14 protein-coding genes are annotated in these 15980 nt (G+C 45.3%); 2 read left to right on the top strand and 12 right to left on the bottom strand.

Translation table 11 applies throughout. From position 1 onward, the window contains the following. Positions 1–4: 4 nt before the first annotated feature. The 12 genes from G625_RS0100135 to hprK all read right to left on the bottom strand — a co-directional run bounded on the left by G625_RS0100135 (position 5) and on the right by hprK (position 13911). Positions 5–202: a DUF3970 family protein gene (locus G625_RS0100135; RefSeq protein WP_029199494.1), complete on the bottom strand. Its 198-nt coding sequence runs from the start codon at positions 200–202 to the stop codon at positions 5–7. A 324-nt stretch (positions 203–526) separates the two neighbouring features. Then, complete coding sequence (gene lysS, locus G625_RS0100130; protein ID WP_029199493.1) at positions 527–2029, bottom strand: lysine--tRNA ligase; 1503 nt, start codon at positions 2027–2029, stop codon at positions 527–529. A gap of 131 nt (positions 2030–2160) precedes the next feature. Further along, the gene (gene greA / locus G625_RS0100125) at positions 2161–2655 is read right to left on the bottom strand and encodes a transcription elongation factor GreA (RefSeq protein WP_029199492.1); all 495 of its coding nucleotides are present in this window, start codon (positions 2653–2655) and stop codon (positions 2161–2163) included. A 111-nt stretch (positions 2656–2766) separates the two neighbouring features. Further along, the gene (gene dusB, locus G625_RS0100120) at positions 2767–3726 is read right to left on the bottom strand and encodes a tRNA dihydrouridine synthase DusB (RefSeq protein WP_242826559.1); all 960 of its coding nucleotides are present in this window, start codon (positions 3724–3726) and stop codon (positions 2767–2769) included. Positions 3727–3944: 218 nt separating this feature from the next. After that, positions 3945–4568 carry a DUF6145 family protein gene (locus G625_RS20800; protein ID WP_049895510.1) on the bottom strand — a complete coding sequence of 208 codons (624 nt, stop codon included), beginning with the start codon at positions 4566–4568 and terminating at the stop codon, positions 3945–3947. 181 nt (positions 4569–4749) lie between these two features. Next, complete coding sequence (pfkA, locus tag G625_RS0100110; RefSeq protein WP_029199490.1) at positions 4750–5727, bottom strand: 6-phosphofructokinase; 978 nt, start codon at positions 5725–5727, stop codon at positions 4750–4752. A gap of 126 nt (positions 5728–5853) precedes the next feature. Next, positions 5854–9336: a DNA polymerase III subunit alpha gene (locus tag G625_RS0100105; protein WP_029199489.1), complete on the bottom strand. Its 3483-nt coding sequence runs from the start codon at positions 9334–9336 to the stop codon at positions 5854–5856. A 527-nt stretch (positions 9337–9863) separates the two neighbouring features. Beyond that, a complete protein-coding gene (locus G625_RS0100100) occupies positions 9864–10124 on the bottom strand; it encodes an HPr family phosphocarrier protein (RefSeq protein ID WP_029199488.1) in 261 nt (86 codons plus the stop codon). Between the two features lie 77 nt (positions 10125–10201). Further along, a complete protein-coding gene (whiA, locus tag G625_RS17605) occupies positions 10202–10906 on the bottom strand; it encodes a DNA-binding protein WhiA (protein ID WP_044931015.1) in 705 nt (234 codons plus the stop codon). 162 nt (positions 10907–11068) lie between these two features. After that, entirely contained in the window at positions 11069–11932 is an 864-nt protein-coding gene (gene rapZ, locus G625_RS0100090) for an RNase adapter RapZ (protein ID WP_029199487.1), read from the bottom strand. Next, on the bottom strand, positions 11917–12963 hold the full coding sequence (gene murB / locus G625_RS0100085; protein WP_029199486.1) for a UDP-N-acetylmuramate dehydrogenase: 1047 nt from the start codon (positions 12961–12963) through the stop codon (positions 11917–11919). Before murB ends, rapZ begins: the two co-directional genes overlap by 16 nt. A 12-nt stretch (positions 12964–12975) precedes the next feature. Next, positions 12976–13911 (bottom strand): HPr(Ser) kinase/phosphatase, encoded by a 936-nt coding sequence (hprK, locus tag G625_RS0100080; RefSeq protein WP_029199485.1) that lies wholly within the window; start codon positions 13909–13911, stop codon positions 12976–12978. Positions 13912–14255: 344 nt separating this feature from the next. Between hprK and murI the strand changes: the two genes are divergently transcribed. Further along, positions 14256–15074, top strand: a complete 819-nt coding sequence (gene murI / locus G625_RS0100075) for a glutamate racemase (RefSeq protein ID WP_029199484.1) — start codon at positions 14256–14258, stop codon at positions 15072–15074. Between the two features lie 564 nt (positions 15075–15638). Then, positions 15639–15866 (top strand): preprotein translocase subunit SecG, encoded by a 228-nt coding sequence (gene secG / locus G625_RS0100070; protein ID WP_029199483.1) that lies wholly within the window; start codon positions 15639–15641, stop codon positions 15864–15866. The last annotated feature ends 114 nt before the right edge of the window (positions 15867–15980 follow it).

Raw genomic sequence — 15980 nt, 5'->3', positions numbered from 1 at the left:
TTTTTTATCTGTTGCCCTGCCTGTTGCGGGCTTCTATTCTTGTTCTTTTGTCAACATCCGAGAAAACCCGGAAAATCTTGTTTGTTCCCTTATTTTTCAAGGGCTTCGATTGACTTGTGACCTGGTACACCTTGTCCTTTTCCATGTGCTCCAGATAAGCTTTAAGCTCGTAGGTCGATCCCGAAACTCTTACTTTTAACATACTCTTTCATTCCTCCTCTGATTGGGTATAAAATCTGTCTCATTTCGGGAACGGTTATTCTCATAATCGCTCTACCTGCACCTATCGCTGTACTTGTTGCCATGGCACATCCTCCTTTGTGAAATAATTTTGACCATAACGAAAAAGGACACCTTCTAAGATTTCTCTTGGAAAATGTCCTTGTCGTGCTAAATTATTAAACTTGTGAGAATGTATTTGGGATGATTTTACGCACTATAACGCATTATCAATCCCTATTTTGTTGCAAAATTGTTGCAAATTGCTTTCTTGAATCCTTGAAAGCCTTGAAAATACTGGCTTTCTTTAGTTCACGCTTTTGAGTGTCGGGAATAATAACACATCTCTTATAGCAGCACTGTCAGTGAGAAGCATTACCAAACGATCGATTCCATAACCAATACCTCCGGTAGGCGGCATACCAATTTCCATAGCGTGAAGGAAGTCTTCATCTGTATGGTTTGCTTCCTCATCGCCGGCTTCTGCAAGTGCATCCTGAGCCTTGAAACGCTCTCTCTGATCGATAGGATCATTAAGCTCGGAGTAAGCATTACACATCTCACGTCCGTAGATATAAAGCTCGAAACGTTCAACCTTTGAAGGGTCTGATGGCTTCTTCTTTGTAAGAGGTGAGATCTCAACCGGGTGATCCATGATGAAAGTAGGCTGGATCATCTTCTCTTCACAGAATGTCTCGAAGAAGAGGTTCTCGATGTCACCGATCTTGTGGTGATCCTCAAATTCAATGTGGTTCTTCTTTGCAAGTTCGCGGGCCTCTTCAAGTGTCTTTACTGTATCGAAATCGATACCACTCTCTTCCTTGATGGCCTCTGTCATGGTGAGACGACGGAATGGCTTTCCAAGGTCAATTTCTGTTCCCTGGTATGTGATGGTGGTTGAGCCGCAAACCTTCTCTGCAAGGTAACGGAACATTGACTCTGTAAGCTCCATCATGCCTTCATAGTCTGTGTATGCCTGGTAAAGCTCCATAAGAGTGAACTCAGGGTTGTGACGGGTATCTACACCCTCATTACGGAATACACGGCCGATCTCGAATACTCTCTCCAGGCCACCGATGATAAGTCTCTTAAGGTAAAGCTCAAGAGATATACGGAGCTTAACATCTTCATCCAGAGCATTGTAATGTGTCTCGAATGGACGTGCAGCTGCACCGCCGGCATTGGAAACCAGCATGGGAGTCTCAACCTCCATAAAGTCACGTCCTGCAAGGAAATTACGGATCTCGCTGATAATCTGGGAACGCTTGATAAATACCTTCTTTGACTCCTCACTCATGATGAGGTCTACATATCGCTGTCTGTATCTTGTGTCAGTATCCTGAATACCATGGAACTTCTCAGGAAGGGGATAAAGCGACTTTGAAAGGAGTGTCAGCTTCTCAGCGTGAACAGATGTTTCACCTGTCTTTGTTTTAAATACATATCCCTCGATGCCGATGATATCACCGATATCAAGCTTCTTGAATGCCTTATACTCATCCTCACCGATGCCATCACGTGATACATAAGCCTGAATCCTGCCCTGCTTGTCCTGAAGGTGTACAAATGAAGCCTTACCCATAACACGCTTCAGCATGATACGACCTGCGATAGCTACATGCTGGTTCTCAAGAGCCTCAAAATTATCTTTGATCTCCTCTGAATGATGTGTCTGATCGAACTTGGTTATCTGAAAAGGATCCTGTCCTGCTGACTGAAGCTCTGCAAGCTTGTCAAGACGTGCCTGTACGATGTGATTGGTGTCCAGAGCCTCCTGATTCTCCTGATTGTTCTGCTGATTCTCTGCCATTCTTTTCTCCTTGAACTTTGATCTATTATGCTAATGAAGACGGCCGGGTCATATTCACCCTGCCGTCTGTGATATTAAACTTCCGATTCCTCTGTGTGACAGAAGGAATAAAAAGACTTTAAGTAGATTTCTTATTCTGCTTCGTGACGGGAAACCTCAAGTACTTTAAACTTGAGAACACCGGCTTCTGTCTCAACCTCAACCTCATCACCTGCTACGTGATGAAGGAGTGCATGTCCTACAGGAGACTCATTTGAAATCTTTCCTTCAAGGCTGTTGGCCTCTGATGAACCTACTATGAAATATGTTACCTCTTCATCAAACTCTTCATCCAGGAGTACTACGCGGCAGCCAACATTGATCTCGCCTTCAACGGAATCATCAACAACCTCTACATTTTTAAGAAGAGCCTCAAGCTCAACGATTCTTGCCTCGATATCACGCTGCTCATCCTTAGCTGCATCATACTCGGCATTCTCTGAAAGATCACCCTGCTCTCTTGCTTCCTTGATCTTGGCAGCGATTTCCTGTCTGCGGTTTACCTTGAGATCATGAAGCTCAGCCTCATATTTGTTGAGACCTGCACGTGTGAGTAAATTCTTTTTAACTACCTGCTCTTCTGCCATGTTTTACATAGCTCCTTTCACATATATTGCTGTCGGAAAGACCCGGCAAACTGTTATCATAAAAATTTGTACATATGTCAAATTTGAATGCTTCTTTTACAACTGGTGATTTTATACATTAATGGCTAGTTTGTCAACAATCTCAAAGAGTTTTTCGATACTGCCGGCTGTGTTGATTTCTGCTCTCAGCTTTGATGATTTAGGCTGCCCTTCCGTATACCATGAGATATGCTTACGCATCTCCCTGATGGTGGTGTACTCGCCCTTGATTTCCTTCATAAGTTCAGTGTGCCGGTGGATCATTTCGATGATCTCTGATATGGTTGGCTTCGGAAGTAGTTCACCGGTCTCAAGGTAATGCACAGTCCTTTTTATGAGCCATGGGTTACCCTGTGCACCTCTTGCCAGAGCTACTCCGTCGCAGCCGGTTTCTTCTATCATCCTTTTCGCGTCCTCAGGCTCGAATAAGTCTCCGTTTCCGAATACAGGTATCTTTACGGCCTCCTTGACACGTCTTATAACGTCCCAGTCAGCTTTTCCCGCGTACATCTGGGACCTGGTCCTTCCATGTACCGTGACAGCTGAAACACCTGCACTTTCGGCCATTTTTGCGAATTCCACTGCCGTATCATCTTCTTTTGCAAAACCTTTTCTGAATTTGACGGTTATGGGGGTGTGGCATTTCTTTACCATCCGGCTTAATATCTCATAAGCCAGATCAGGGTGGTTCATGAGATCGCTGCCTTCATGGTTACTGACGATCTTACCCACAGGACACCCCATGTTCACGTCAATGATTTCGAACCGGTCTTCTATCTGATGGGCAATATCAGACATTATCTCCGGGTCTGATCCGAAAAGCTGTACCGCAACGGGATTTCCGTCTCCGCCCCGGGTCATGAGCTCCTCGGTGTTTTTGTTCTTATATAATATGGCCTTGGCGCTTACCATTTCTGTCACTGTAAGACCGGCTCCCATTTCATGGCAAAGGGTTCTGAAGGGTAGGTCTGTGACGCCGGCCATTGGCGCCATGTAAACATTATTCTTTAATTCTATATTTCCTATATGCATTAGTAGTCTTTCTATCAATTTACAGTTACAAGGGGAAAATGCCATCAGATTGCGCTAATTGGGAACGTCAGCCCATTCAAACTCGCATCGCGAGGGCTGACGCTGCATGACAGATTCTTTCGGAATCTGCCACAAATCGCGCAGGCATTTTCGTTTATTTCGGCAGAGCCGAAACCAGCCTCGCCGGCTGGGCGGCATCAGCTTTCTCCGAAAGCTGATCAATCACCAAATAGCGTATGATAGGCGTTCTGTTCTGCGTCAGGGTCGTCGGGGTGTACCGGCATATCCCAGGAACCTGTCTTTTTGATGGTGCCCTGCTCTTCCTCGCTGACAATGGTCTGATCCATATCGGTATCATCGCCGTAGAAGCTCTGCATCTCTTCCGCAGTGGCCTGTCTGACCTCTGCGATACCTTCGGGATTGTTTAAACCTGACTCTCCCTTAAGGTCCTCATCGGTTATCTCAACATCTTCTCCGCCTCTTTTGGCGTTTCCACGAAGTGTTTGCAGGGCTGTGTAGTAGGCTTCCAGCTTCGAAAACAGGGGTTCATATATTTCGGCAAGCTCGTCTATTTTCTTTCTTGAGTTATCTTCATCAAAAAGGCTGTCACCGTCTTCATGCATGGATTTAAGCACCAGCTTGTCATTCCTGTTAAACTCCATCAGGAAGATGCCGCCTATCTCTTCTGTATAACCTACTGAAATGATCTTCAGTTCCTTCTTCACATCCTCCGGAAGATTGTTGTAATCCGGATTCAAAAAGAACTTCTGATTATAGGTATTAGCCGCACAAAGGACGATATTGCTGCCTTCAAGGTTTTCTTTATTATTATAATCTGCCATAAAATATCCTTCCGTGTGCCACCGGGGACGGTTCTCGCCGGCGAGAACCGTCCCCGGTGGATAACTTATATAAGATGTGTAGCACGCATGATAACACAAGTTTAGAATGCTTTCAAGAAGGTGGATTGGCGGTTAACAAAAAAGATGTGGCTTCATAAGTGAAACCACATCTTTGAAATGATTATCTTACGAGAAGATTTGCAATCCTGTACTGATCCTCAGGGATGTCCTTCTTCATCTGGAGTGCTTCCTGGATATCGAAATCCACGAACTCACCGTGCTTATAGGCGACGACTCTGTTTGACTTACCGTCGCGAAGGAGCTCTGCTGCTCTTGCACCCATCATGGATGCATAGTAACGATCCTTACAGGTCGGTGAACCACCACGCTGGATATGTCCGAGGATGGTTGCTCTGGTCTCGATTCCTGTAGCAGCCTCGATACGCTTAGCCATGGATGTGCTGTGTCCGATACCCTCGGCATTGATGATGATGTAGTGCTTCTTTCCTCTCTTACGAGCCTCAATGATACGATTGATGATCGCCTGCTCATCTCCATCGTAACGCTCCGGAATCAGGATCTCCTCTGCACCGTTTGCCACACCGCACCACATAGCGATATATCCGGCTCTTCTGCCCATAACCTCTATGATAGAACAACGCTCATGGGAAGTAGAAGTATCTCTGAGCTTATCGATAGCTTCCATTGCTGTATTGATGGCTGTATCAAAACCGATGGTATAATCTGTACATGCTATATCAAGGTCGATAGTTCCTGGACAGCCTATGGTGTTAATGCCGAGAGCTGAAAGCTTTCCGGCACCTCTGAAGGATCCGTCTCCGCCGATTACTACGATTCCGTCGATTCCGTGTTTTCTGCAGACCTCTGCACCACGCTGCTGACCTTCAGGTGTTGTGAACTCCTGGCATCTCGCTGTATAAAGAATAGTTCCGCCACGGCTGATGGTATCGGAAACGGATGTGGTATCCATATCCACGATTTCTTCCTGAAGAAGTCCCGCATAACCTCTCATGATTCCTTTTACCTTGAGACCTTCATGGATTGCGGTTCTTACAACAGATCTTACACAGGCATTCATGCCCGGTGCATCGCCTCCTGATGTCAAAACTCCGATTGTTTTCACAGCTTTAGCAGCCATAGTAGTTCCTCCGTATTTGAGAAGATTCTTCTGAATCAGTCCGAAAGATGCTTCAGACTTAAAACAGAACTTATCATAATTATTTTTTATTAAATTAAATACTCTAAACTGAGACTATATATTAGTTTAATTTTGTATTTTTTTCAATACTTTATATGTAACTTTGACATTTTTTTCACTAAGTAAGCTGTAAAGTGTTGTTAATAGTGCATCATTCACATTAACAGACTGCTTCCGGTTTAGTTTCTTTACAGCCTTTTCTTTTTTCAGATATACAGAAACCTGGTCAAGGCCCTTATATTCCGAAAGTATTCGGTCTACCTGAGGCGCAAGTTTCAGGTAACTGTCTTTATCCTCAAACTGAAGCCAGAGCTCTTTCGGCGCCTCCTCAAAGGTGTAAATGTTGTTGGCGATAAGCTTGGCATTGGCATCATCTGAGATATCAACGGAACCAAAGATAAAGACCTTGTTGTCAGGCCGGATAAGCTCACGCTTTTTCTGATAGGTGTTTGGAAATACCACCACATCAATAGTACCGACCATATCTTCTATTTCTATAAATGCCATCTGCTGCTGTTTGCTGGTAATCTTGTTTTTTATACCGGTGATTATGCCGCCTACTGTCACCTGCTGTTTATCCCTGAGAGGCTCCCGGTCTGTCTGTGCCTCCCGGTTAAATGAAAGACTGGTGGCAGTGATATTGGCATTCATTACCTCTCGGAATTCATCCAGTGGGTGTCCGCTGAGATAAAAACCGAGGGCCTCCTTCTCGAACTGGAGTATCTCTGAAAGATCGAATTCAGGAAGCTTCGGCATGGTTATCCTGAATTCTTCCGCATCCTTACTGTCCTCCCCCAGTAGGTCTGCCAATGTCATCTGCCCTGCCATGGAGCTGTTCTTTTCCTTGGCTTTATTCTCGAGGATCATAGGAAGCACGATCATCTTCTGCCTTCTGTTTCCCGGGAATTCATCAGTCCCGCCGGCCTGTATAAAGTACTCTATGGCTCTTTTGTTAATGCCTTTGGCCGAGGCTCTCGTGACAAAATCTTCAAAATCTTTAAATGGACCGTGCTGATTTCTCTCGGTGATGATCTGAATGGCGGCAGAACGTCCCACACCCTTTACAGCACTGAGACCGTATCTTATGGCTCCATCCTTGACGGAGAAACCAACCTCCGCATGGTTCACATCCGGGGGCAGTATCCTGATGCCGAAGGACTTTACAACATCTATGTACTCTGCGGTTTTTGACATATTGTCCATAAAGGAGGTCATGAGAGCCGCATAAAACTCTGCCGGATAGTAGCAGCGGAGGAACGCAGTTTGATAAGCCACAACCGCGTAGCAGGCTGCATGGGACTTGTTGAAGGCATACTTCGCGAAGTCGATCATTTCATCATAGATTCGGTTTGCGATTTCTTCACTGATGCCGTTTGCTATGCAGCCGGGGATATTTTCCTCTTTATTTCCGTAAACAAAATTCTTCCGTTCCTTTTCCATGACGGAAGTCTTCTTTTTACTCATGGCACGACGAACCAGATCGGATCTTCCCATGGAATAACCGGCCAGATCCCGGACGATCTGCATTACCTGCTCTTGGTATACGATGCATCCATAGGTGTTCTCAAGTATGGGCTTAACCTCCGGGCAGTCATAGCTTATATTGTCAGGGTCTGTTTTTCCTTTGATGTACTTGGGAATGAAATCCATGGGGCCCGGTCTGTAAAGAGCCACACCCGCTATGATGTCCTCTATGTTTTGAGGTTTAAGCTCCTTCATAAAATTCTTCATTCCCGTGGATTCCAACTGGAACACGCCCTCGCATTTGCCCTGGGAGATCATCTTGTAAACCTTGGGATCGGTATAATCGATCTTATCTATGTCGAGATTCACCCCGTAGGATTCATTAACATACCTGACCGCATCCTTTATAACCGTAAGGGTTCTGAGTCCCAGGAAATCCATCTTGAGAAGTCCCAGCTCCTCAATGGTGGTCATGGTGAACTGAGTGGTGATGGAGCCGTCGGAGCCTCTTGACAGAGGTACGTAATTCACAACCGGCTTTCCCGAGATAACCACTCCCGCCGCATGCATGGAGCTGTGCCTGGGAAGTCCCTCCAGACGCTTACTCATGGAAATGATACGATGTGTCTCTTCATCGGATTCATACATTGACTTTAACTCCGGGTTCATTTCCAGAGCTTTATCAAGGGTAATGTTCAGCTCGTTAGGTACCAGCTTCGCGATAAGGTCGCACTTTGCGTAAGGCACATCCAGAACACGTCCCACGTCGCGGATAACTCCCCTTGCCGCAAGGGTACCGAAGGTTACGATCTGGGAAACGCAGTCCTTTCCATACTTCTCTGTCACATAATCTATGACATCCTGTCTTCGCTCATATTCGAAGTCCACATCCACATCGGGCATAGTCACACGTTCCGGATTCAGGAAACGCTCAAATATGAGATTGTATCTCATGGGGTCGATGTCGGTAATGCCTATGGCGTAGGCAACGATGGAGCCGGCAGCCGAGCCTCTTCCGGGACCTACGGAAATGTCATGGGTTTTGGCATAATGGATGTAATCCCAAACGATAAGGAAGTAGTCAACAAAGCCCATGGATCTTATGGTGTCAAGCTCGTATCTGAGTCTGTCCTCATACTTTGAAGCCTCCGCTCCGTAACGTTCCACCATGCCCTTCTCGCAAAGTTCTGTAAGGAAGCTCACGGGGGTATAGCCCTCCGGAACCTCATACTTAGGAAGATGATAATGTCCGAACTCGATCTCAACATTACACCTTTCGGCAATTTTGTGAGTATTCTCCAGGGCTTCCTTTGCATAAGGAAAAAGCGTCTGCATCTCCTCTTCCGACTTTATATAGAACTGTCCTCCGGGATATCTCATTCTGTCCTCATCGGACACTTTTTTTCCGGTCTGAAGGCACAGAAGGATATCATGAGCTTCGGCATCGGACTTATAGGTATAATGTATATCATTGGTGGCAACCAGAGGTATGCCGGTTTCTTCATGAAGACGGAGGATTCCTGCATTAACCTTTTTCTGCTCAGGATATCCGTGATCCTGAAGCTCCAGGAAAAAGTTGTCACGCCCGAAAATCTCTACATAATGAAGAGCCGCAGCCTTTGCTTCATCATAAAGATCCCTGGTGAGATTTTTCGAAACCTCTCCCGCAAGGCAGGCCGAAAGTGCGATGATCCCTTCGTGGAATTCTTCAAGGGTCTCAAAATCAACTCTCGGCTTATAGTAGTAACCGTCTGTGAAGCCACGGGACACGATCTTCATGAGATTTGAGTAACCAAGGTTATTTTCCGCAAGAAGCACCAGGTGATAATATCTATCGTCTCCCTTCCCGACTTCTCTGTCAAATCTTGAACCGGAAGTCAGATAAATCTCACAGCCAAGTATAGGCTTGATGCCCTGTTTTTTTGCTTCTTTATAAAAATCTATGACTCCGTACATAACGCCATGGTCAGTGATGGCCATGGAATCCATCCCCAGCTCCTTACATCGGGCTATCATTTCAGGGATTCTTCCCGCTCCGTCCAAAAGACTGTAGGATGTATGTACATGTAAATGTGTAAAAGCCATTTTAATCTCCTATTGCTGAATGCTTCTTTTGAAAAACAAATACATCATACCACACATGGCGCAAATTTAGAATATTTGTTCTGAATAAAAACATCCAACGGGAGCTGTCCACAGTGGATCGAACCGTCCTCCCGGCGGGAACCATTCCTCTCGGTGAGAGCCGTCCCCGGTGGAACGAACCGTCCCTCCCGGTGAGAACCGTCCCCGGTGGATCGAACCATTCCTCTCGGTGAGAGCCGTCCCCGGTGGAACGAACCGTCCCTCCCGGTGAGAACCGTCCCCGGTGGATCGAACCATTCCTCTCGGTGAGAGCCGTCCCCGGTGGAACGAACCGTCCCTCCCGGTGAGAACCGTCCCCGGTGGATCGAACCGTCCCTCCCGGTGAGAACCGTCCCCGGTGGATCGAACCGTCCCTCTCGGTGAGAACCGTCCCTCCCGGATAGCCTGAGAAAATAAAAGGGAGCTACCCTTCAGATGATGATCATCTAAAACGATAGCCCCCTTGAGCATTTTACTATTTATGTTTATTAAACTGCTTCGCCCTTGAGATAATGTGCGAGAGCTTCTACAGCTGCATCCTCATCTGAACCTTCAGCGGAAATAACGATCTCCTGACCATTGTTTACTCCGAGTGCCATCATGCCCATGATTGACTTGGCATTAACCTTTCTTGGACCGTCGGCCATATATATACGTGACTCATATCTGCTGGCGATCTGTACAAGCATAGCCACAGGGTGGTCATCAGATTTCTTTGGTAAATTAACTACTACGTTTGTGTCCTTCATCATTGTCCTCCATGAAGATCAGCTAATGTGAGCAATGAATACCGGGATTCCCCCTTGCATTGCAATTAACAAAAAACTCAACTTCTTTTCATACTCTCGGCGGTCTTTCTACGTAAGGAATCAGCGATTTTTGCAATCTTTCTCATACGGTGATTGGCTCCGCTCTTTCCAATGGGTTCACTGAGTCTTTCTGCCAGTTCCGAAAGAGAAGCATTGGGGTCTTCCAACCTCTTTTCAGCTATCTCTCTGAGTCCCGGATCTATATTCTTAAGTCCCAGCTCCCTTTCGATAAGTTCGATGTCAGAAACCTGTCTGATGCCTGCAGAAACTGTTCTCTGCAGATTGGCTGTCTCACAGTTGACGCGTCTGTTGACCTTTTCACTGACTTCCTTGAGTATACGTACATTTTCAAATTCCATAAGACCGTCAACAGCACCCATGAGATTGAGAACATCGGATATCTGTTCGGCATCCTTCAGGTAAACCACCAGATGACCGTTTCTTTCCATAATCCTTGGTTCAAGTTGAAATGCACATAATCCGTCCGAAATCCGGTCAGCGTCTTCTGCACCATCACAGACAAACTCCAAATGATAATCTTTTTTTGGATCTGTAACCGAACCGGAATTTAAAAAACATTCTCTTATGTAAGAGCGGGTTTTCAAATCCCTTGAATCGACGCTACCAATATTAATTACTTTTTCATAAGCTGTAAAGTCTTTTTTCCGTAACTCATCCTTTACCCGGCTTGAAAAAGATATTTTGTTTTTAGATTGTTCCATTCTGAATCTCCCGGGTTTGAAAAAAGTATCAAAAACGGTAATCAAAAACCAGTCATATTGTTAAAACTCGACAAAGACATTGGATACAAAATTCTTTATGGGTATATCCATAAAAATATTACATAGGAAAATGTCTAAAATTCATACATATTGTCTGAATGTCTATTTGCTTATATCCCTGTGATCGATACGTATGCCATAATCCGCTGATTTACTCAGGCTTTGGTATAAAAGCTCCGCTATGGTAACGGAACGGTGTTTTCCGCCGGTGCAGCCGATACTGATAACCAGCTGGTTTTTTCCTTCTTCTATATAATGAGGAATAAGGAAGTTTACCATATCATTCAATTTTTTCAGAAATTCATCTGCTACCCCATCCTTTTGAACAAAATCCTTTATACACTGCTCAAGTCCCGTATGAGTCTTAAGCTCCTGAACATAATAGGGATTGGGCAGGAATCTCACATCAAAAAGCAGGTCGGAATCCTCCGGGATACCGTACTTGAAACCAAAGCTTAATATGGTCACCTGAAGATTCTCATAAGCCCTGTTCTTTTCAAATATATCGGCAAGCTGAGCTCTGAGCTCCTTTGTAAGTAAGCGGGTAGTGTCAATGATGAAACCGGCATTTTCCTTCAGCCAGTCCATCTCCTGACGTTCAGCCTCGATTCCGGTCTCTACTCTTCCATCCTTACTGAGAGGGTGGGCACGTCTTGTTTCTTTAAAACGCTTTAAAAGTGTTTCGTCCGATGCATCAAGAAAAACTACCTCATAATCCACATTTCCTTTGATGTCCCATTCATCAAAGATTTCCTTAAGCAAAGGAAGATCCTTTCCGGAACGTACATCTATGCCGAGAGCAGCCTTGGTGATCTGCTCATTACCGTCAGTGATCAGCTCTGCAAATTTATCCACAAGAGGGATGGGCAGATTGTCAACGCAGTAGTACCCCATGTCCTCAAGAGATTTAAGGGCAATGGTTTTTCCTGCACCACTCATGCCTGTAACTATCAGAAGTTTCCCCATATTTTAACCTCCGGAGTGAGTTCTACACCCTGTTCCAAAAGTACTCTTTTACGTATCTCGCAGATAAGCCAGTAAATATCGGCTGCTCTTGCGGTTCCGTCATTGATCACAAATCCGCAATGCTTTGCGCTTACCATGGCACCGCCGTGTTTATAGCCTCTTAAACCGCAGTCTTCGATCAGCTTTCCGGCAAAGTGTCCTTCAGGTCTCTTGAAGGTGGAGCCGGCTGAGGCCTTATCTATAGGCTGCTTGTCCTTACGCCTCTGCTGGTAGTCCGCCATCAAGGCATTAATCTCCTTCTTATCTCCCTTTTTAAGTGCAAATGTTGCCGACACCACAACATATTCCTTCTCGGGAACGATGCTGTAACGGTAGCCGAGCTTAAGCTCCCCTGGAGTAAGTGTCAGAAGCTTTCCTTCCTTTGTGATAACGTCAACTGACTTGAGAATATCTATCATTTCGGTGCCGTAGGCTCCGGCGTTCATGGTCACCGCACCTCCTACAGTTCCGGGAATTCCTCTCAGGGCTTCCATTCCGGTGAGACTGTTATCGGCAGCAAACTGAGCAGCTTTACCGATGAGAGTGCCGGCCATAACCTTAAGGAGGTAAACATTGGCATCCTTTTCTTCGGTGGATTTGTCTGATTTTTTTCGGTCTGGATCTGTGGCTCCGGATTTGGTTTTCTTACCGGATTTTTCGATGGTTGCATAGATGCCTGAGTTTATTCCGGAAGATGCAGTCACTGTGCACTGTTTATCAGCACAGGATGTCTCCGGATCCTGACCCTCAACAGTGAGCGTCAATCCCTCCAGTGTCTTTCCGATCTCCACAACAATGGTATCCACGCCTTCGTCGCTTACAAGAAGATTTGTTCCGTTACCGATGATCTTGTAAGGAAGCTTTTCCTCATAGAGAAACTCTATAAGCTTCCGGAGCTCATAATCGTCCTCCGGAATAACATATACCTTTGCAGGACCTCCTACACGAAAACTTGTGTGCTTCTTCAGAGGCTCATTTTTCAAAACTTTCATTCAATATTTTCCTTATTCATTGTTTTTCATATTTGCGGTTACACGCTCGTAAAGCACCTGTGCCGCATTGTAACCCATCTTCTTTGCACGATTGTTAACGGCTGCACATTCTACTATGATGGCAACATTACGTCCGGGACGAACCGGGATATCATAGCATATAACCTTGTTGCCAAGGAACTCTGTGTAATTGTCCTTAAGTCCCAGTCTGTCGTAGTCCTTGTCCTTTGACCACTCTGCAAGCTTTATGACCATGTCAATGTTCTGGGTATCCATAACAGACTGAACACCAAACATTTGCATAACGTCTATGATGCCAATGCCTCGAAGCTCGATGAAATGTCTTGTGATATCGGGAGCAGAACCTACCAGTGTTTCGTCGCTTACTTTTCTTAACTCTACAACGTCATCAGATACAAGTCTGTGTCCTCTTTTGATGAGCTCAAGGGCTGCTTCGGACTTACCGATTCCTGAGTCACCCATAATGAGAACACCTTCGCCGTAAACATCAACCAGAACTCCGTGAACAGAAATCATCGGAGCCATCTTTACCTTGAGAAAACTGATGATCTCAGCTTCAAGCTCAGTCGTAGGCTTTGAAGACTGCAAAAGAGGTATCCTTGCGGTGCGGCAGGCATCTACCATGCAGCTGTCAGGAACGATATCTCTTGCGTAAATGATACAAGGTATCGGGAATTTTGTAATGGCGTCATACTTCGCTCTTCTCTGAGGTGCCTCGAAAGTCATGAGGTAAGCATTCTCAACATTACCGATAAGCTGAACGCGCTCTGAATCGAACTGATCAAAAAATCCCGCAAGCTGTAAAGCCGGGCGGTTAACATTGGGTATGGTAATGTATATATTATCTGTGTTAATCTCGGGAGTGAGATTCACAAGCTTCACTCTGTTTATTAGATCGGTTACACTGACTTTGTCTTCACTTGTCATAGGAGACCTCCAAATTTTAGAAATATGATATGATTGTAATTAATTGTAATATCCGATAACGGACTGCTTTGAATTCACTCTCCACAGTCCCACTCATTTAAGTATATTTTGACGACAGGGAAAAATCAACTTGAAGCGACAGGTAAATAGTCCTATGATTTGATATACTGATTGTAAAGTGAATGCCGTGGGCATCCATTAATGAATGGGGAGCCTCGGCTTAAGAATCCGATAATGAATACACAGTTATCCACCGGGGACGGTTCTCGCCGGCGAGAACCGTCCCCGGTGGATAACTGCCGGAGCTGTGATTTAAAATATAGAATTATTTTTGGGAGTTACATATGATTTCAAGACGATCTCCAATCGGAGTTTTTGACTCCGGCGTTGGCGGCATTTCGGTGCTTCGGATATTGAAACACGACATGCCAAATGAAGATTTTATATTTTACGGGGACAGCATCAATGCACCCTACGGCGATAAAAGTGAAGAACGGATAAGAGAAATGTGCGACGACAGCATTCGCTTCCTGTTTGATCACGGAGCAAAAGCCATAGTCATCGCCTGCAACACAGCCACATCTGCGGCAGCAACCTATCTCAGAGAAAAATATAAAGATGCTATAATAGTCGCCATGGAGCCTGCGGTAAAACCTGCAGTGGATAAAGCTGTTAATGCTTATCCCCACGTTCTGGTGCTGGCAACCAACTCCACAATCCACGGAGAGCGACTCCACCATCTTATAGGAAGATTCAGCGAGAATGCCGACATCTACCCCGTTGCGGCTCCCGGAATAGTCCCTCTGGTGGAAGCAGGCAAAGAAAACTCCCCCGAGATCGATGCTTACCTGAAGGACCTGTTACAGCCCTTCCGCAAAAAAGAAGACGGAGGCGGAGGCCAAATAGTAGACAGCGTCGTCCTCGGCTGCACCCACTTCCCCTTCGTAACCGACAGAATCCGTGAAGCCCTTGGCTACGACGTAGTCTTTCATGACGGAGCCTACGGCACCTCCCGTGAAACCCGCCGCCGCCTTCGCGAAGCCAACCTCCTCACCGACAGCACCACCCCCGGCAAAGTCACACTCTACTCCACCGCACAAACGCCCGACCCTACAGCTTTGCCGCAACGCCTCCTCGAACTACCGTTCGAATATCGGCCATAAGCAATATTGTTACCAGCCGAAACATATGTCCCGACATTTGTTTCGCTTTTTGAAACAAATTATACTTAAAGGTAACAGTTCAGCCGGCAATGGTTCGCGAAGACCGTGGTCGACTTTTTTCCCCACCATCTGGAGTTATTGGAACCACTGATTGACCTTAAAACTCAGAATTCAGAATATAAGTCAATGTAATCTGCCATTTTTTTTTTCTTAAATCCTGATTACCTGAAATTGAGTCAATATAACCTGCCATTCAGGATGACCCAAATCCTGATTACCTGAAATTGAGTCAATATAACCTGCCATTCAGGATGACCCAAATCCTGATTACCTGAAATTAGGTCATTATAACCTGCCATTCAGGATGACTCAAATGCTGGTAACCGGAATATGGGTCAATGTAATGCCTTGTTCACTGCGAAAATAAGGCATCCTGGCTGAACTGTTACACACTTAAAGATAAATATTACTACCGCCTTTCAATACCACTTGAAATGAAAATAAAAACATGTTATAGTACTACGGTATTTTGAAAACTAATTGCGAATAAGGTGGTGAAGATTTATGAAAATCGCACTTGTAATCATATTTTGTATCATTGGCGTAGCACTTTCAGCTATCATTCTTATGCAGGAAGGCAAGAGTGCAGGACTTGGAGCTATTTCAGGAATGGCTGAGTCATACTGGTCAAAGAATAAAGGACGTTCCATCGAAGGCGGACTCGAGAAGTTCACAAAGATCGCTGCAGCTTTATTTTTCCTCATCGCTCTGGTACTTGATATCATCTGGTGATCGTTTTTATAAGATCTCAAAAAGATTGAACTATAAGTTTAGTGACAGTTATCTCACACCTGCATACAATTAGGTATGCAGGTTTTTTTCTGCATAAGTTCGGTATCAATACAG

The organism is Oribacterium sp. NK2B42 (assembly GCF_000424445.1).
Lineage (GTDB): Bacteria > Bacillota > Clostridia > Lachnospirales > Lachnospiraceae > Oribacterium.
Note: the sequence above shows the minus strand (reverse complement) of the source record. Positions and strands in the feature narration are given on the sequence as shown.